14 protein-coding genes are annotated in these 17,826 nt (G+C 70.9%); 4 read left to right on the top strand and 10 right to left on the bottom strand.

Features of this window, described 5'->3' with window-relative positions; translation table 11 throughout:
- Positions 1 to 126: 126 nt before the first annotated feature.
- The 4 genes from ruvX to AC3EUV_RS13795 are packed head-to-tail and all read right to left on the bottom strand — an operon-like array spanning position 127 to position 4,062.
- Entirely contained in the window at positions 127 to 591 is a 465-nt protein-coding gene (gene ruvX / locus AC3EUV_RS13810) for a Holliday junction resolvase RuvX (RefSeq protein WP_018087616.1), read from the bottom strand.
- Positions 592 to 605: 14 nt separating this feature from the next.
- Entirely contained in the window at positions 606 to 3,275 is a 2,670-nt protein-coding gene (gene alaS / locus AC3EUV_RS13805; protein WP_435603004.1) for an alanine--tRNA ligase, read from the bottom strand.
- Positions 3,275 to 3,619, bottom strand: coding sequence for a DUF6167 family protein (locus tag AC3EUV_RS13800; RefSeq protein WP_432141830.1), 345 nt, complete (start codon positions 3,617 to 3,619; stop codon positions 3,275 to 3,277). Before AC3EUV_RS13800 ends, alaS begins: the two co-directional genes overlap by 1 nt.
- A gap of 8 nt (positions 3,620 to 3,627) precedes the next feature.
- Positions 3,628 to 4,062, bottom strand: coding sequence for a DUF948 domain-containing protein (locus tag AC3EUV_RS13795; protein ID WP_432141829.1), 435 nt, complete (start codon positions 4,060 to 4,062; stop codon positions 3,628 to 3,630).
- 179 nt (positions 4,063 to 4,241) lie between these two features.
- Here AC3EUV_RS13795 and AC3EUV_RS13790 point away from each other — a divergent pair, with 179 nt between their 5' ends.
- On the top strand, positions 4,242 to 6,440 hold the full coding sequence (locus AC3EUV_RS13790) for an ATP-binding protein (protein ID WP_435603003.1): 2,199 nt from the start codon (positions 4,242 to 4,244) through the stop codon (positions 6,438 to 6,440).
- Positions 6,441 to 6,466: 26 nt separating this feature from the next.
- On the opposite strand, the gene rpsD is transcribed toward AC3EUV_RS13790, so the two are convergent.
- Positions 6,467 to 7,078, bottom strand: coding sequence for a 30S ribosomal protein S4 (gene rpsD / locus AC3EUV_RS13785; RefSeq protein WP_030987289.1), 612 nt, complete (start codon positions 7,076 to 7,078; stop codon positions 6,467 to 6,469).
- Between the two features lie 182 nt (positions 7,079 to 7,260).
- Here rpsD and AC3EUV_RS13780 point away from each other — a divergent pair, with 182 nt between their 5' ends.
- Positions 7,261 to 8,013: a DUF2470 domain-containing protein gene (locus AC3EUV_RS13780; protein WP_432141954.1), complete on the top strand. Its 753-nt coding sequence runs from the start codon at positions 7,261 to 7,263 to the stop codon at positions 8,011 to 8,013.
- Between the two features lie 24 nt (positions 8,014 to 8,037).
- On the opposite strand, the gene AC3EUV_RS13775 is transcribed toward AC3EUV_RS13780, so the two are convergent.
- The 4 genes from AC3EUV_RS13775 to AC3EUV_RS13760 form a co-directional block, all read right to left on the bottom strand.
- On the bottom strand, positions 8,038 to 9,408 hold the full coding sequence (locus AC3EUV_RS13775) for a replication-associated recombination protein A (protein ID WP_432141827.1): 1,371 nt from the start codon (positions 9,406 to 9,408) through the stop codon (positions 8,038 to 8,040).
- An 87-nt stretch (positions 9,409 to 9,495) separates the two neighbouring features.
- Complete coding sequence (locus AC3EUV_RS13770; protein ID WP_432141826.1) at positions 9,496 to 10,137, bottom strand: vitamin K epoxide reductase family protein; 642 nt, start codon at positions 10,135 to 10,137, stop codon at positions 9,496 to 9,498.
- A 359-nt stretch (positions 10,138 to 10,496) separates the two neighbouring features.
- Entirely contained in the window at positions 10,497 to 11,759 is a 1,263-nt protein-coding gene (gene hisS / locus AC3EUV_RS13765) for a histidine--tRNA ligase (RefSeq protein ID WP_435603002.1), read from the bottom strand.
- Positions 11,760 to 11,770: 11 nt separating this feature from the next.
- Entirely contained in the window at positions 11,771 to 12,484 is a 714-nt protein-coding gene (locus tag AC3EUV_RS13760; protein WP_435603001.1) for an MBL fold metallo-hydrolase, read from the bottom strand.
- Positions 12,485 to 12,646: 162 nt separating this feature from the next.
- Between AC3EUV_RS13760 and AC3EUV_RS13755 the strand changes: the two genes are divergently transcribed.
- The gene (locus AC3EUV_RS13755; protein ID WP_432141823.1) at positions 12,647 to 13,474 is read left to right on the top strand and encodes a peptidylprolyl isomerase; all 828 of its coding nucleotides are present in this window, start codon (positions 12,647 to 12,649) and stop codon (positions 13,472 to 13,474) included.
- Between the two features lie 250 nt (positions 13,475 to 13,724).
- Positions 13,725 to 14,954, top strand: coding sequence for a DUF349 domain-containing protein (locus tag AC3EUV_RS13750; RefSeq protein WP_435603000.1), 1,230 nt, complete (start codon positions 13,725 to 13,727; stop codon positions 14,952 to 14,954).
- 75 nt (positions 14,955 to 15,029) lie between these two features.
- On the opposite strand, the gene AC3EUV_RS13745 is transcribed toward AC3EUV_RS13750, so the two are convergent.
- Positions 15,030 to 17,660, bottom strand: coding sequence for a RelA/SpoT family protein (locus AC3EUV_RS13745; protein ID WP_432141821.1), 2,631 nt, complete (start codon positions 17,658 to 17,660; stop codon positions 15,030 to 15,032).
- Between the last annotated feature and the right edge of the window lie 166 nt (positions 17,661 to 17,826).

The raw sequence follows: 17,826 nt of genomic DNA, 5'->3' as shown, positions 1-17,826 counted from the left end.
ATCCCCTAGAGCCGAGAGGCGGTGCACTCCGGCCTGGCAGTGCGCTTGCTGTAACCCGGTCCGCCTCTACTTGCACGCGCGGCTGTTCGAACGCCGCACATCGCGCGGAACGTTACCGTACCGCGATCAGATGACCACTTCGACGCTCTCGCCCGGGGGTTCCCCGGAGACGCGTTCGGTCTCCAGCGCGCTCTGGAGGATCACCACCGCGGCGGCCTGGTCGACCACCGAGCGGCCCTTCTTGCTCCGGACCCCGGAGGCCCGCAGGCCCTGGGTGGCGGTGACCGTCGACATCCGCTCGTCGACCAGCCGGACCCCTACGGGGGCGATGTTCCGGGCCATCTCCTGGGCGAAGGCCCGGACCTTGGCCGCGGCCGGCCCCTCTCCCCCACTGAGGGAGCGGGGCAGGCCGACCACGACTTCGAGGGGCTCGTACTCCTCGACGATCGCCTTGAGCCGACGGTGTGCTGACGGGACGTCACGTCCCGGCACGGTCTCGACGGGGGTGGCGAGGACCCCGTCGGGGTCGCACGAGGCGACCCCGATACGGGCGTCCCCGACATCCACGGCGATACGCCGGCCGCGTCGCATCTCACTCACGCGCGTCAGGCCGCCTCGGCGACGAGGCGCTCGACGGCCTCCAGGGCCTCGGGCACCGCGGCGGGGTTCTGACCGCCGCCCTGGGCGACGTCCGGCTTGCCGCCGCCACCGCCGCCGAGCGTCTTGGCGGCCGTACGGACCAGGTCACCGGCCTTGATGCCGCGCTCGCGGGCGGCCTCGTTGGTGGCGATCACCGTCACCGGGCGGCCGTTGGCGACGGAGAACAGGGCCACCACGGCGGGGCGGTCGCCCTGGATCCGGCCGCGCACGTCGAGGACGAGCTTGCGCAGGTCGTCGGCGGAGGTGCCGTCCGGGACCTGGCCGGAGGCGAGGGCGACACCACGGACGTCCTTGGCGCCCTCGGCCAGCCCGGCGGCGGCCTGGAGCACCTTCTCGGCGCGGAACTTCTCGATCTCCTTCTCGGCGTCCTTCAGCTTGGCCAGGACGCCGGAGATCTTCTCGGGCAGCTCCTCCGGGCGGCCCTTGACCAGCTCGGTGAGCTGGGAGACGACGGTGTGCTCGCGGGCCAGGAACCGGTAGGCGTCCACGCCGACCAGGGCCTCGACCCGGCGCACACCGGAGCCGATGGAGGACTCGCCGAGCAGCTTCACCAGGCCCAGCTGAGCGGTGTTGTGGACGTGGGTTCCGCCGCACAGCTCCTTGGAGAAGTCGCCGATGGTGACGACCCGGACACGGTCGCCGTACTTCTCACCGAATTCGGCGATGGCGCCCTGCTTCTTGGCGTCCTCCATGCTCATGACCTCGGCATGCACATCGAGCTCACGGGCGAGAACATCGTTGATCTTCTGCTCGACGTCGGTCAGCACCGTGCCGGGCACGGCGGCCGGCGAGCCGAAGTCGAAGCGGAAGCGGCCCGGGGAGTTCTCCGAGCCGGCCTGCGCGGCCGTCGGGCCGAGGGCGTCGCGCAGCGCCTGGTGGGTGAGGTGGGTGGCGCTGTGGGCGCGGGCGATGGCGCGCCGGCGGCTGACGTCGATGGTGGCGTACGCGGCCGAGCCGAGCACCACCTCGCCGACCTGGACGACGCCCTTGTGGACCGTCACACCGGGCACCGGCTGCTGGACGTCACGGACCTCGACGACGGCGCCGGAGTCCAGCTTGATCCGGCCGGTATCGGCGAGCTGGCCGCCGCCCTCGGCGTAGAAGGGGGTGCGGTCCAGGACGACCTCGACCTCGTCGCCCTCGTGGGCGGCAGGGGCCGGGGCGCCGTTGACCAGGAGGCCGACGATGGCGGACTCGCCCTCGGTGGCGCTGTAGCCGGTGAACTCCGTGCTGCCGGACTTGTCGGCGACCGCGCGGTAGGCGGACAGGTCGGCGTGGCCGCTCTTCTTGGCCTGGGCATCGGCCTTGGCGCGGTCCCGCTGCTCCTTCATCAGGCGGCGGAAGCCGTCCTCGTCCACCGAAAGGCCCTGCTCGGCGGCCATTTCGAGGGTGAGGTCGATCGGGAAGCCCCAGGTGTCGTGGAGCAGGAACGCCTTGTCGCCGGGCAGGACCGAGGAGCCGGCGGACTTGGTGTCCGTGACGGCGGTGTCGAGGATGTTGGTGCCGGCCTTCAGCGTCTTGACGAAGGCGGCCTCCTCGGCGAGGGCGACCGTCTCGATCCGGCGGCGGTCCTCCAGCAGCTCCGGGTACTGCTGGCCCATGGTCTTGATGACCACGTCCAGCAGCTCGCCGATGACCAGTCCGCTCGCGCCGAGCAGCCGCATGTTGCGGATGGCGCGGCGCATGATGCGGCGCAGGACATAGCCACGGCCCTCGTTGCCGGGGGTGACGCCGTCGCCGATGAGCATCGTGGACGTACGGATGTGGTCGGCGACGACGCGGAGCGAGACATCGGTGGCGTCGGAGTCGCCGTAGCGCACACCGGAGAGCTCGGTGGCCTTGTCGATGACGACGCGCAGGGTGTCCGTCTCGTACATGTTCGGGACGTCCTGGAGGATCATCGCCAGGCGCTCGAGGCCGAGACCGGTGTCGATGTTCTTGCTGGGCAGGTCGCCGAGGATCTCGAAGTCCTCCTTGCCGGTGCCCGCACCCCGCTCGTACTGCATGAAGACCAGGTTCCAGATCTCCACATACCGCTCGTCGTTGACGGCCGGGCCGCCCTCGACGCCGAACTCCGGGCCGCGGTCGTAGTTGATCTCGGAGCACGGGCCGCAGGGGCCCGGGACGCCCATGGACCAGTAGTTCTCCTTCTTGCCCAGGCGCTGGATGCGCTCCTTGGGCACCCCGATGACCTCGTGCCAGATGCGCTCGGCCTCGTCGTCGTCCAGGTAGACGGTGATCCAGAGCTTGTCCGGGTCGAGGCCGTAGGCGCCGTCGGCCTGGGAGCCGGTCAGCAGCTCCCAGGCGTACTTGATGGCGCCTTCCTTGAAGTAGTCGCCGAAGGAGAAGTTGCCGCACATCTGGAAGAACGTGCCGTGCCGGGTGGTCTTGCCGACCTCTTCGATGTCCGGCGTACGGACGCACTTCTGCACGCTGGTGGCGCGCGGGGCGGGCGGCTTGACCTCACCGAGGAAGTACGGCTTGAAGGGGACCATGCCCGCGTTGACGAGCAGCAGCGTCGGGTCGTCCGCGATGAGCGACGCCGACGGCACGACGGTGTGCCCGCGCTCCTCGAAGAAGCGCAGCCAGCGGCGGCGGATTTCAGCCGACTCCATCAGTGGTCCTCTTTTCCAGTCGGTCCGGTCAGACCGTTAGGTCCGGTTGTTCTCGTGGTTCGGTACTGCGGTTCGAGCACCGCACGGCGCGGTGCAGGCAGCTCGCGCACCCCGTCCGGCTCACCGAGCCCCAGGGCGTCGTGCAGCTGCTCTTCACGGTCCGCCATTCCGGTGCGTACGTCCAATGCAAATTGGCGCAGCCGGTGTCCGGTCTCGACGGCCTTGTCCGCGGCCTGCGCGGCGAGGCTGTCGGGCTGTAGCTTGCGCAGCTTGCGGTGGACCTTGTTGGTGGCCCACACGCCGGCGGCGGCGCCGGTGGTGAACCAGAATGCGCGGCGGAACATCGCTGTGATCAGTCCTTGGAGCGACGGTTGCGGCGCCCGCCGCGGCGGGCGCCGGGCAGGATACGGCCGGGGACGACGGTGCGCTTCGGCTCCGGTTCGCCCTTCTTGCCGATCGCGCGGCGCACGCCGTAGCCGAACGCCGCCACCTTGACCAGCGGGCCGCCGAAGGCGGAGGACACGGTCGAGGAGAGCGCGGAGGCGTTGGCGGTGACCTCTTGGACGTCGGCGGCGATGGCATCGACGCGGGCGAGCTGGGTGTGCGCGGAGCGGACCGTTGCGGAGGCGTCGGCGAGGAGCGGCACGGCCTTCTCGGACACCTCGGCCACCATCTTGGTGGTCGCCTTGAGCGTCTGTGCGAGCCTCACCAGCACGAGGGCGAGGAACGACACAAGGATCGCCCAGAAGACGGCCACGAGGATCCCGGCCACCTCTCCACCGGACACGTTGGCACCACTCTCCGACTGGTTTGGTCTGGTTCTCGTCCTGCTCGAACGGCAACCTTGACCTTATCGCGCCGTGACTGTCCGTCCGTACCCCGTTCCCGGTCGCGCGGGGCGTACGGCCCGGGAATCCCGCGGCGTGATTGTACGGTCCGCATCCTGCCGAGTACGCTCCGTGTGCCATGCGACGCCTCACGCGCCCCGGTCCCCTCTCCCGCCCTTCCCCCGAGCGTCTGCGGGCACCGGGCAGGACGGGGAACCTTCCCGCGGAAATCAACCGCTTCATCGGCCGCGACGACGAACTGGCCGCGCTGGCACGGCAGCTGGAATCGTCCCGGCTGGTGACGCTCACCGGCCTCGGCGGCATCGGGAAGTCACGTCTCGCCCGCCATGGCTCAGCGATCTTGCAGGATCGCTTCTGCGATGGGGTGTGGCTGGTCGAACTCGCGTCCCTGCGCGAACCGCACCTCCTGGACCACGCCGTCGCCGAGGCGCTGGGGCCGGCCGACCACGGCGGCCGCCCGGTGCGCGCCGCGCTCTGCGACCACCTCGCCGAACGTGAACTGCTGCTCGTCCTGGACGGCTACGAGCACCTGGTCGACGCCTGCGCCGAGCTGACCGCGGAGCTGCTGCGCCGCGCCCCCGGGCTGCGGGTACTGGCCGCCGGACGGCGACCGCTCGGGCTCACCGGCGAGCAGAACATGGCGCTGGCGCCGCTGAACACCGCCGACGCGACCGCCCTGTTCGCCGACCGCGCGGCGGCGGTGCTCGGCGCCTTCACCGTCGAGAAGGCCAACGAGGCCGCGGTCACCGAGCTCTGTGCGCGGCTCGACGGGATTCCGCTCGCGCTGGAGCTGGCCGCTGGGCGGCTGCGCGCGCTCTCCGTCGACCAGGTGCTCCAAAGGCTCGACGACCGCTTCCGGCTGCTGACCGGCACCGGCCGCGGTGCCCTGCCGCGCCACCAGACGCTGCGTACCGCGATCGGCTGGAGCCATGAGCTGTGTACGCCCGGGGAGCGGCTGCTGTGGGCGCGGCTGTCGGTCTTCGCCGGGCAGTTCGACCTGGAGGCGGTGGAGTACGTCTGCTCATGTCCGGAACTGCCGGCCGACGAACTCCTCGATGTCATCGCGGAGTTGGTCGCCCAGTCGGTGCTGGTGCGGGAGGAGACCGCGGCCGGGGTGCGCTACCGGATGCTGGACACCGTACGGGCCTACGGCGCGGACTGGCTGGCGGCGACGCACGACGGCGACCGGCTGCGGCGCCGGCACCGCGACTGGTACCTGGGCCTGGCCACCTGGTGCGAACTGGACTGGTTCAGCTCCCGGCAGGCGGAGATCGCGGCCCGGATCGAGGCCGAGCTGCCCAATCTGCGGGTGGCGCTGGAGAAGAGCCTGGAGTGCCCCGCCGATACCCATCTCGGCCAGTACCTGGCGGGCACCCTGTGGTTCTACTGGGTGGGCTGCGGCCGGCTATCCGAGGGCCGGCACTGGCTGGACCGGGCCCTGGAGCTGGACAGCGACCACGACGACGCACGACTGAAGGCGCTGTGGGTGACCGGCTATGTCGCGGTGCTCCAGGGGGACACCATCGGTGCGCTCGGGGCACTACAGGAGTGCCGGGACGAGGCCGAGCGGACCGGCAACGCCACCGCGGCCGCGTACGCGCTGCACCGCACCGGCTGTCTGGCGCTGGTCTGTGACGACATGCCGCGCGCCGAGGAGCTGCTGCGCGGGGCGCTGCGGCGCTACCGGGAGATCGGCGAGCTCAACGGCACCGTGCTGCTGGCGCAGGTCGAGCTGGCGATGGCGGTGGCCTTCCGGGGCGAGCCGGCGGACGCGGTGCGGCTGTGCGAGGACGTCGTGGAGGTGTGTGCGGAGCACGGGGAGCGCTGGACGCGGGCGTACGCCCAGTTCGTGCTGGGGTACGCGGCCTGGTCACGGGGCGACGGCGAGCGGGCCCGCGCCCTGCTGGAGGAGTCGCTGGCCGTCCATCACACCTTCCACGACCTGCTGGGCGTGGTGCTGGCGCTCGAACTGCTGGCGATGGTCACGCTCGGCGAGGGGGACGCGGAGGCGGCGGCGGTGCTCCAGGGCGCCGCGGGGCGGATCTGGCCGTCGGTGGGGCTGCCGCTGTTCGGCTCGCGCCACTTCCGCCGGCCGCATGTGCTGTGCGAGGAACAGGCGCGGCAGCGGCTGGGGGCCGAGCGCTACGAGCGTGCCCGGCGCAGGGGCGAGCGCCTCGGCCTGGACGCGGCGGTGGCGCAAGGGCTGCGGACCAAGGGTCCGGCGCCCGCCCGGCCCCGGCCGGTGCGGATCGCGCCGCCGGGAACGAGCGAGCCCGCCGCCTCCCCCTCCGCGAGCGGCGGGGAGACGGCGGGCTGAGCGTGGTGCTGCGCCTGCGGTGGTGCTTAGCGGGCGTAGTACTCGACGACGAGCTGCTCGTCGCAGATCACCGGGATCTCCTTGCGGTTCGGGTCCCGGTCGAGACGGAACGCCAGAGCCGGCAGGTTGACCTCGAGGTAGCGCGGGGTCTCACCGTCGGTGTCGTAGCCACCCTCGCGGGCGACCTGGAAGGGGTGCTTCTCGCGGCTGCGCTCGCGGACCATCACGACGTCGCCGGGGCGGACGCGGAAGGACGGCTTGTCGACCTTGCGGTCGTTCACCGAGATGTGGCCGTGGACGACCATCTGGCGAGCCTGGTAGATGGTGCGGGCGATGCCCGAACGCAGGACGAGCGCGTCCAGACGGCGCTCAAGCTCGATGATCAGCGCTTCGCCGGTCTTGCCTTCGACCTTCCGAGCGCGGTCGTAGGCACGCGCCATCTGGCGCTCGCTGATGTCGTACTGCGCACGCAGGCGCTGCTTCTCCAGCAGACGGACCTTGTAGTCACTGCTCTGCTTGCGGCCACGGCCGTGCTCGCCGGGCGGGTAGGGACGGGCCTCGAAGTACTTGACGGCCTTCGGCGTCAGCGCGATGCCGAGCGCGCGGGACTTCTTGACCTTGGGACGCGACTGGTTCACGTGGAACGGACCTCCGTGTAAGTTAGGTGAGGCTTACCTTAGCGCGAGGAGAACGCATGTTTCGACCTGGGATCCCCCTGCCCAGTGCACACCGCACCGAGGCGGGTCAGCCGCGTCCCGTGGAAGACGCCCAGCAGCCCACTGCCGCCGAGCGCATACGAACCCTCGTCGAGTCCAATGGTATGGCGTCTTTGAACATCCCCGGTGTCGAGGACCCCGACGAGACCGGCCTCTCGGCACCGGTCTGCCGGACCGTGACACCCGACGGAGACGTGCTGTTGCTGGTTTCCGGGGACTCTGCGGCGGCTCGGGCAGCGGCACACGCCCAGGACGACGACCTCACAGCCGTGATGGAGATCACGGATGTCGCGCCCGTTTCGGTGCCCCACCGCATCCGCGGACGGGCCTGGGTGGCCGGCTGGCTCACCCCCGTCCGCAATGAGCAGCGGGCCGAGGCGGCGCTGCTGCTCGCCGAGCGGCACCCGGTGGGCGAGCTGCTAGGCATCGGCGAGGCGCTTGCGCCGGACCCCGCACCGGGGCTGTACGGGCGGGCCGCCTGGATGATGCTGCGCCTGGAGGTCGGCGAGGGCGCGGTGGACGATCTCTGGGGCGCCGAGTCCGTCGAACCGGACGACTTCGCCGACGCGGCCGCCGATCCGCTGGTCGCCCACGAGGCGGAGCTGCTCCAGCATCTGCACGCCGCGCACAGCGAGCAGGTACGCGGGCTGTGCGCCCTGCTCGGCGACCGCGAGGGCGGCTGCGGGCTGCGCGGCCGGGCCGTACCGGTCGGCCTGGACCGCTTCGGGCTGCGGGTCCGCTTCACCGACGCCGAGCAGCACACCTTCGACGCACGGTTCGACTTCCCCGAGCCCGTACGGGACGTGGCGGACCTGCGGCGGGCGATGCATCTGCTCTTCGAGGCGGCGGCCGAGTAATACGGGGCGCCGCCCCGCGGAGGGCTATTCGGCGGCGCTCTCACCGGAGTCGGCGCGCAGCCGCGTCCGCACCCGCTCGACGACATCGGCGTAACGCGCCTCCGCACCATGGCGGGTGGGCTCGTAATAGCGCTTGCCGTGCACCTCGTCCGGCGCGTACTGCTGGGCCGCGATCCCGCCCGGCAGGTCGTGCGGATACTGATAGCCCTGGCCGTGGCCGAGCTTCTGGGCGCCCTTGTAGTGGCTGTCGCGCAGATGCGGCGGCACCGCTCCCGCCTGACCGGCCCGGACGTCCGCCAGGGCGGCGTCGATGGCCATATACGCGGCGTTCGACTTCGGCGCCAGGGCGAGCGCGATGGTGGCCTGGCTCAGCGTGATCCGCGCCTCGGGGAAGCCGATCATCGCCACGGCCTGGGCGGCGGCGACCGCGGTCGGCAGGGCCGTGGGGTCGGCCAGGCCGATGTCCTCGCTCGCCGAGATCATCAGCCGGCGGGCGATGAACCGCGGGTCCTCCCCCGCCTCGATCATGCGCGCCAGGTAGTGCAGCGCGGCGTCGACGTCCGAGCCCCGGATGGACTTGATCAGCGCGCTGGCGACGTCGTAGTGCTGGTCGCCGTCCCGGTCGTACTTCACCGCCGCCCGGTCGACGGACTCCTCCAGCGTCTGGAGGGTGATCTCCTTCTCGCCCTTGGCCAGCGCGGAACCGGCACCGGCCTCCAGGGCCGTCAGCGCACGCCGGGCGTCACCGCCCGCGATCCGCAGCAGATGCCCCTCGGTGTCCTCGGGGAGGGTCACCGCGCCCGCCAGCCCGCGCGCATCGGTCAGCGCGCGCCGCAGCAGCCCGCGCAGATCGTCGTCCGTGAGGGGTTCGAGGGTCAGCAGCAGGGAGCGGGACAGCAGCGGCGAGATCACCGAGAAATACGGATTCTCGGTCGTCGCGGCGATCAGGGTGACCCAGCGGTTCTCCACGGCCGGCAGCAGGGAATCCTGCTGGGCCTTGCTGAAGCGGTGGATCTCGTCGAGGAAGAGGACGGTCTCCTTGCCGTAGCCGCCCGAGGCGCGCCGCGCGCCGTCGATGACCGCGCGGACCTCCTTGACGCCCGCCGTGATCGCCGAGAGCTCCACGAAGCGCTTGTTCGTCGCCTGGCTGACGACATACGCCAGGGTCGTCTTGCCGATGCCGGGCGGCCCCCACAGGAACACCGAGGACGGCCCGGCCGGCCCGCCGTTGCCCTCACCCACCAGTCGGCGCAGCGGCGAGCCCGGCTTGAGCAGATGCTGCTGGCCCACGACTTCATCGAGGGTGCGCGGGCGCATCCGGACGGCGAGCGGGGACCCCGCGGGGTCCTTCTCCTGGCGGTCTTCGGCAGCGGCGGTGAACAGGTCGGGCTCCACGATCACGAGCCTAAGCCACCCCACTGACAACGCCCCGGCCGCCGTCATGGACGGGGCCGGGGCGCGGACAACGCGGCGGGCGGGACCTCAGATCAGGCTGCTCCAGTACGACCACCACTTGGTGAGGATCAGCAGCGCGATCACGCCGTACCAGAGCACCGGCACGACCCAGTGGAACTCCAGCACCGTCCGGCGCAGCCCCGCGGGGGCCGGGATGATGCCGTGCTTGATGTTGTGCACGGTGGTGTACCAGAACATCAGGATGGTGACCATCCAGGTCAGCGTGCACCACAGGCAGAGCGAGTTGATCACGTAGAGCGACTGGGACATCAGCCACATGCAGAAGACCGTGCCGAGCAGCGTGCCGATGTTCAGCCCGATCCAGTACCAGCGGCGGAAGCGGCCGCCGGCCAGCAGGGCCACGCCGATCGCGACGACCACGCCGAAGGCGACCAGCCCGGCGACCGGGTTCGGGAAGCCGAAGACCTCCGCCTGCTTGCTCTGCATGATGTTGCCGCAGGAGATGATCGGGTTCAGGCTGCAGGCCGGCTTGTAGTGCGGGTCCTTCAGCAGTTCGATCTTGTCCAGGGTGATGACCCAGGCCGCCAGCAGACCCAGCGCGCCGGTGATCACCAGGAGCACGGCGAAACCGCGACCCGAGCCGATGGTGCCCGTGCCGCTGTCGCGGTCGTCGTCGGTGGACACGTCGTCAAGCGCTGTCGTCGTCATATCGCCGTTCCGTCGATCCCTGGGAGTCGGGGCTGAGCGCGGGCCCGGGAGTGGCCACGCCGTTCATTCTGCCCCAACTCCACCATGACCCACTGTGCGATGAGCATAAAGAAGAGCCGCCCGTACACAGCGTTCTCTCAGTATTCGCCGCGCCACCGCCCCCTCTGCCGCCCGCCCGGCGCCTGCCACCACCGGTGCGGCCGGGCCGGAAACCCTTCGCCGGGATGAAGGCACCGCCGCCGTTGACACCGGGCGCCCGGCGGCTCGGAGGGTCGTGCGCGCACGGTGCCCCCGGCACGCACGAGGGGCCCGGCCGGCAGATCGCCGTCCGGGCCCCTGGGGTCCGCCGTCCCGCGGCCTCAGCCCAGCGTGCGCCGGACCTCGTCGGCCACGGTGTCCAGCGCGACCGCGGTCTGCTCACCGCTCTCCAGGTCCTTGAGCTGGACGACGCCCTCGGCCAGGTCCCGCTCGCCGGCCACCAGCGCCAGCCGCGCGCCGGAGCGGTTGGCGGACTTCATGGCGTTCTTCAGGCCCTTGCCGCCGAACGCGAAGTCGGTGGCGACACCGGCCCGCCGCAGCTCGGTGACCACGCCGAACAGCACCCGGCGGGCCTCCTCGCCGAGCGGTACCGCGTAGACGGCCGTGGCGGCGGGGATGTCGAGCGTGACGCCCTCCGCCTCCAGCGCCAGCACCGTACGGTCGACGCCCAGCGCCCAGCCGACGGACGGCAGCGCGGGGCCGCCGATCATCTCCGAGAGGCCGTCGTAGCGGCCGCCGCCGCCCACCGCGGACTGCGAGCCGAGGCCGTCGTGGACGAACTCGAAGGTGGTACGGGTGTAGTAGTCCAGGCCGCGGACCAGCTTCTCGTCGTCCTCGAAGGCCACGCCCGCCGCGGTCAGCAGCTCACGCACCTGCTCGTGGTACGCCTTGCAGGCCTCGCAGAGGTAGTCGCGGAGCTTGGGCGCCCCGTCGAGCTGCTTCTGCACGGACTCGCGCTTGTCGTCCAGGACGCGCAGCGGGTTGATGTCGACCCGGCGCCGGGTGTCCTCGTCCAGGTCCAGGCCGCGCAGGAAGTCCTGGAGCGCGGCCCGGTAGACGGGGCGGCACTCCTGGTCGCCCAGGGAGTTGAGCAGGATGCGGAAGTTCCGCAGCCCCAGCGTGCGGTAGGCCTGGTCGGCCAGGATGATCAACTCGGCGTCCAGCGCCGGGTCTTCGGCACCGATGGCCTCGGCGCCGACCTGGGAGAAGTGACGGTAACGGCCCTTCTGCGGACGCTCGTAGCGGTAGTACGAGCCGGAGTACCAGAGCTTGACCGGGAGGTTGCCCGCCTTGTGGAGGTTGGCCTCCAGTGCGGCGCGCAGCACGGACGCGGTGCCCTCGGGGCGCAGCGCCAGCTGGTCGCCGCCCTTGGTCTCGAAGGCGTACATCTCCTTGGTCACGATGTCGGTGGACTCACCGACACCGCGCGCGAACAGCTCGACGTTCTCAAAACCGGGCGTCTCGACGTAGCCGTACCCGGAGTTCTTCAGCGGCGCGGCGATCGCCTCGCGCACCGCGAGATAGGTGGCGGACTGCGGCGGAATCAGGTCGTACGTGCCCTTGGGGGCCTTGAAGGTGCTCACGGAAGGTCTCGTCACATTCCTCGTCGTGGAGCGGCGCGGAGGCCGTCTCCGAGGCCGGCGGCCACCTCCCGAAGGAAGGGGTTGGTGGCGCGCTCGCGGCCGATGGTGGTCTGGGGGCCGTGGCCGGACAGGACGACGGTCGAGTCCTCCAGCGGCAGGCACACACGGGCCAGCGACTGCAGGATCTCGGCGTGGTCGCCGCCCGGCAGGTCGGTGCGTCCGATGGAGCCGGCGAAGAGCAGGTCGCCAGAGAAGAAGACCGGCGGAATGTCGGCCTGCTCGGGCATCCTGAACGTCACCGACCCCTTGGTATGGCCCGGGGCGTGCGCGACGGAGAACTCCATCCCGGCGAGTTCCAGGGCGGCACCGTCGCTCAGCTCCTTGACGTCGTCCGGCTCCCCCACGGTGAGTTCGCCCATGAGCTGCTGACCGATGGAGCGGCCGAGGGCCTTCTCCGGGTCGCTCATCATGAAGCGGTCCTCGGGGTGGATCCAGGCCGGGACGTCGTGCGCGCCGCACACCGGGACCACGGAGGCGACATGGTCGAGGTGGCCATGGGTGAGAACGACCGCGACGGGCTTGAGCCGATGCTTTGCGACCGCGTCCTCGACTCCTTGGGCGGCCTGGTGGCCCGGGTCGATGATGACGCACTCCTCGCCGGCGGCGGGGGCGACCAAATAGCAATTGGTGCCCCAGGCCCCGGCGGGGAACCCGGCAATCAGCACGTTCGTCCTTAAAGGTCGGTGGTGGGGTTCGGTCCACGGGACCGCTCCCGGAACATCTCGGCAGCTCCAGAGCCTACCGGCGGGACTCCCGGCAGAGCGAACCCGTATACGGTACGGCCACGGCGACGACAGCGATCGGTGATCGGACGAAGGAGACGACCGGTGGTCAGCAGAGATCAGCGGCGGCGGCAGCTCGCCAGGGAGAAGTACGAGCGCCAGCAGCAACGGCGGTCCGCGACGCAGCGCAAGACCAAACGCCGCAATGTGGTCATCGCGTCCGCCATGGCCGTCGCCCTGGCCGCCGGCGTCACCGCCTACGCCACCACGGGGCTGGCGGGCTCCGGCAAGAACGCCGACCGGGCGGCCGCCCCGTCCCCCTCCAAGGCGCCGGACCCGTGCGGCAAGCCCGCCAAGGGCACGCCGTCCACCAAAACGTGGAAGAAGGAGCCGGCGATGTCCGTCGACACCTCGGCTTCCTACTCCGCGAAGCTGGCGACGACCTGCGGCACGATCGAGCTGAAGCTGGACGCCGGCAAGGCGCCGCACACCGTCAACTCCTTCGCCTTCCTGGCCGGCCAGGGCTACTTCGACCACAGCAAGTGCCACCGCCTGGTCGACCAGGGCATCTACGTCCTTCAGTGCGGCGACCCGAAGGGCACCGGGCAGGGCACGCCCGGCTACACCATCCCGGACGAGAACCTCAAGGACCCCCGGCTCAAGGGCGGTGTCTATCCCGCGGGCACGGTCGCGATGGCCAACCGCTACGACGGGCAGAGCGACAAGACCCGCGACTCCGGCGGCAGCCAGTTCTTCCTCGTCTACCAGGACAGCAAGCTGCCCCCCAACTACACACCGTTCGGCACCGTCACCGGCGGTATGGACGTGCTGAAGAAGATCGCCAAGGCCGGTTCGACGCCGGACCCGCAGACCGGCAACACCGCGCCGAACGCCACCGTCGTGATCGACCGGGCAACCGTGAAAAAGTCCTGACCTGCCGGGCGACCTGGGGCGGTACGGCGGCCCTCGGCACGCGAACCGCGGAATTTCGGTCGTGCTGGATGCGGACAGCCGACCGCCGGTCGCCTAGATTGGCGTTGGGTAGGGTGCCTGCTCCGACGGCTGCCACCCTCACCCGCAATTCAGCCCGTCGGACCGGTCAGGGCGCGGCTCTGCCGGACAGAAACTGTGGACGATGCCGGGGGGCCGCACGCCCTCGTCGGCATCATGTGGAGGAGGCGCTGTGAGCAGCGACCCATGGGGCCGCGTCGACGAGACGGGGACCGTGTACGTGCGTACCGCCGATGGCGAGCAGGTCGTCGGATCGTGGCAGGCGGGAACTCCCGAGGAGGCCCTCGCCTACTTCGAGCGCAAGTATGAGGGCCTGGTCGTCGAGATCGGCCTCCTCGAGCGCCGGGTCAAGACCACCGACCTGTCGGCGAAGGACGCCACGACCGCGATCGACCATCTGCGCACCCAGGTCGACGAACACCACGCGGTGGGCGATCTGGACGCGCTGAAGAAGCGGCTCGACAAGCTCGTCGAGGCCGTCGACTCGCGCCGCGAGGAGCGCAAGGCACAGAAGGCACGGCAGAGCCACGAGGCCCGGGAGGCCAAGGAGAAGCTGGTCGCCGAGGCCGAGGAGCTGGCCGCCAGTGAGCAGTGGCGGGCGGCCGGTGAACGGCTGCGCGCGCTGGTCGACACCTGGAAGGGCCTGCCGCGGCTCGACCGCAAGGCGGACGACGAGCTCTGGCACCGCTTCTCGCACGCCCGCTCGGCGTTCTCCAAGCGGCGCAAGGCGCACTTCGCGTCGCTGGACGCGCAGCGCGAGGAGTCCCGTAAGGCAAAGGAGAAGCTGGTCGCCGAGGCCGAGGCGCTGTCGAACTCGACGGACTGGGGGGCCACCGCGGCCCGCTACCGCGAGCTGATGGCGGACTGGAAGGCGGCCGGACGCGCCCAGCGCGAGCACGAGGACGATCTGTGGAACCGCTTCCGCGGCGCCCAGGACGTCTTCTTCCAGGCGCGCGGTGAGGTCTTCGCGGAGCGCGACGCCGAGCAGCGGGAGAATCTGACCCGCAAGGAGGAGCTGGCCGTCGAGGCCGAGAAGCTGCTGCCCGTCTCGGACCTGAAGGGCGCGCGGGCCGCGTTCCGCTCGATCAATGAGCGGTGGGAGGCCATCGGCCATGTGCCGCGGGACGCCCGCCCGAAGATCGAGGGCCGGATGCACGCCGTCGAGCGGGCTATCCAGGAGGCCGAGGAGAGCGAGTGGCGTCGGACGAACCCTGAGGCGCGGGCCCGCGCCGCGGGGCTGACCGGCCAGCTCCAGGACGCGGTCGACAAGCTGGAGAAGCAGATCGACACGGCGCGGGCGGCGGGCAACAACGCCAAGGCCGACAAGCTCGGCCGTGAGCTGGAGGGCCGCAAGGCGCTGCTGGACCAGGCGCTCAAGGGCCTGGAAGAGTTCGGCGGCTGAGAGCCGTACGGACGGAAGGGCCCCGGTACGGATTTCCAGATTCCGTACCGGGGCCCTTCCGTATGTCCGCTGCCGCTACGGCCGCCGGGCCGACGTCACCCGGTAGACGTCGTACACGCCCTCCACGCTCCGTACGGCCTTCAGGACGTGACCCAGGTGCTTGGGGTCGCCCATCTCGAAGGTGAAGCGGGAGGTGGCGACGCGGTCGCGGGAGGTCTGGACGGCGGCCGACAGGATGTTGACGTGCTGGTCGGACAGGATGCGGGTGACGTCCGACAGCAGCCGGGAGCGGTCCAGCGCCTCGACCTGGATGGCGACCAGGAAGACCGAGGACTGGGTGGGCGCCCATTCGACGTCGAGTATCCGCTCCGGCTGCCGGGACAGCGAGTCGACGTTGACGCAGTCGGCGCGGTGCACCGAGACGCCGTTGCCGCGGGTGACGAAGCCGATGATGGGGTCGCCCGGCACCGGCGTACAGCAGCGGGCCAGCTTGACCCACACATCGTCGACGCCCTTGACGACCACCCCGGGGTCGGCGCTGGAGCGGCGCTTGGAACGCGGCCGGATCGGCGTCGACTCGGCGATGTCCTCGGTGGCCTCGTCCTGGCCGCCGAGCGCCTGCACCAGCTTCTGGACGACGCTCTGCGCGGCGACATGGCCCTCGCCGATGGCGGCGTAGAGCGAGGAGATGTCGGGGTAGCGCATCTCGTGCGCGAGGGTGACCAGGGAGTCGCCGGTCAGAATCCGCTGGATCGGCAGGTTCTGCTTGCGCATCGCGCGCGCGATGGAGTCCTTGCCCTGCTCGATGGCCTCGTCGCGGCGCTCCTTGGAGAACCAGCCGCGGATCTTGTTGCGGGCCCGCGGGGACTTGACGAAGCCGAGCCAGTCGCGGGACGGTCCGGCGCCCGGCGCCTTGGAGGTGAAGACCTCCACCAAGTCGCCGTTGTCCAGGGTCGATTCGAGCGGGACGAGGCGCCCGTTGACCCGCGCCCCTATCGTCCGGTGGCCGACCTCGGTGTGCACCGCGTACGCGAAGTCGACGGGGGTGGCACCGGCCGGCAGCGCTATGACATCGCCCTTGGGCGTGAAGACGAAGACCTCGTTGCGGGACAGGTCGAAGCGCAGCGACTCCAGGAACTCGCCCGGGTCCTCGGTTTCCTTCTGCCAGTCCAGCAACTGCCGCAGCCAGGCCATGTCGTTGACCGTGTCCTGGCCCTTGCCGGCGTGCTTCGGCACGTCCGTACGGATCTTGGAGGCGCCGGCGACCGCTTCCTGCTTGTACTTCCAGTGCGCGGCGATGCCGTACTCGGCGCGGCGGTGCATGTCGAACGTACGGATCTGGAGCTCAACGGGCTTGCCGCTGGGGCCGATGACGGTCGTGTGCAGCGACTGGTACATGTTGAACTTCGGCATCGCGATGTAGTCCTTGAACCGGCCGGGGACCGGGTTCCATCGCGCGTGGATGGTGCCGAGCGCGGCGTAACAGTCGCGGACGGTATCGACGAGGACGCGGATGCCCACCAGGTCGTAGATCTCGGCGAAGTCGCGGCCGCGCACGATCATCTTCTGGTAGACGCTGTAGTAGTGCTTGGGCCGCCCCGTGACGGTGGCCTTGATGCGCGCGGACCGCAGATCGGCCTGGACCTCGTCGGTCACTATGGCCAGATACTCGTCCCGCTTGGGCGCCCGCTCGGCGACCAGCCGCACGATCTCGTCGTACATCTTGGGGTAGAGGATCGCGAAGGCGAGGTCCTCCAGCTCCCACTTGATGGTGTTCATGCCCAGGCGGTGGGCGAGCGGAGCGTAGATCTCCAGCGTCTCGCGGGCCTTCTTCTCCTGCTTCTCCCGCTTGAGGTAGCGCATGGTGCGCATGTTGTGCAGCCGGTCGGCGAGCTTGATGACCAGGACGCGCGGGTCCTTGGCCATCGCGACGACCATCTTGCGGACGGTCTCGGCCTGCGCGGCCTCGCCGAACTTGACCTTGTCCAGCTTGGTGACGCCGTCGACCAGCAGCGCGACCTGGTCGCCGAAGTCGCGGCGCAGGGTGTCCAGGCCGTACTCGGTGTCCTCGACGGTGTCGTGCAGCAGGCCCGCCATCAGCGTGGCCGGGTCCATGCCCAGCTCGGCGAGGATGGTCGTCACCGCGAGCGGGTGGGTGATGTAAGGGTCGCCGCTCTTGCGCTTCTGGCCGCGGTGCCAGCGCTCGGCGACCTGGTAGGCCCGCTCGACCTGCCGCAGCGTCGCGGTCTCGATCTTGGGGTCGTTACCGCGGACGGCCCGCAGCAGCGGCTCCAGGACCGGGTTGTACGGGCTGGAGCGCTGGACGCCCAGCCGGGCCAGACGGGCCCGGACCCGGTTCGGGGAGCCGGAGCGGCCGGCGGGGGCGGGCGGCAGCGGCTTGGTGGCGGCAGGCTGGTCGGCCTTGGCGGGCGGCTTCGGCGCCCGGGACGGCGCGGCGGCCGACTGGGACGAGGAGGCGGCGGGCCCCGGCTTGGGCGCCGTACGGGGCCGCTCGGCGGGCGCCGGGGACGCGGAGGTCGGGCCGGCCGGCGGCCGGGGCGTGGCGGTGCCGTCGGGCGCACCCTGCCGCTCGGGCTGGGGCGCGTCCGAGGAAGCCACGTCCGTGGGCTTCGGCTCGTCCGGGCGCGCGGCGTCGGATCCCGTCGGACGCAGTCCGGGGGAGAGCGGCTGGGCCTCGTCTGGCAAGAGCACTCCTCAGGCGGTTCCGGACCCCAGGACCTCTAACGGGTCGGGGTGCCATGGTATCGACCCCTCGGCCGGGACTCCCCCGCGGCCATGGGGCCGTACATGACACAGCAGCGGGGGCACCCGGATTCTTCCGGATGCCCCCGCTGCGGAACTGCTGCCTGCG

The sequence above is a fragment of the Streptomyces sp. bgisy130 genome, assembly GCF_057708345.1.
The sequence above is the reverse complement of the archived record's forward strand: the minus strand, read 5'-3'. Positions and strand labels throughout refer to the sequence as shown.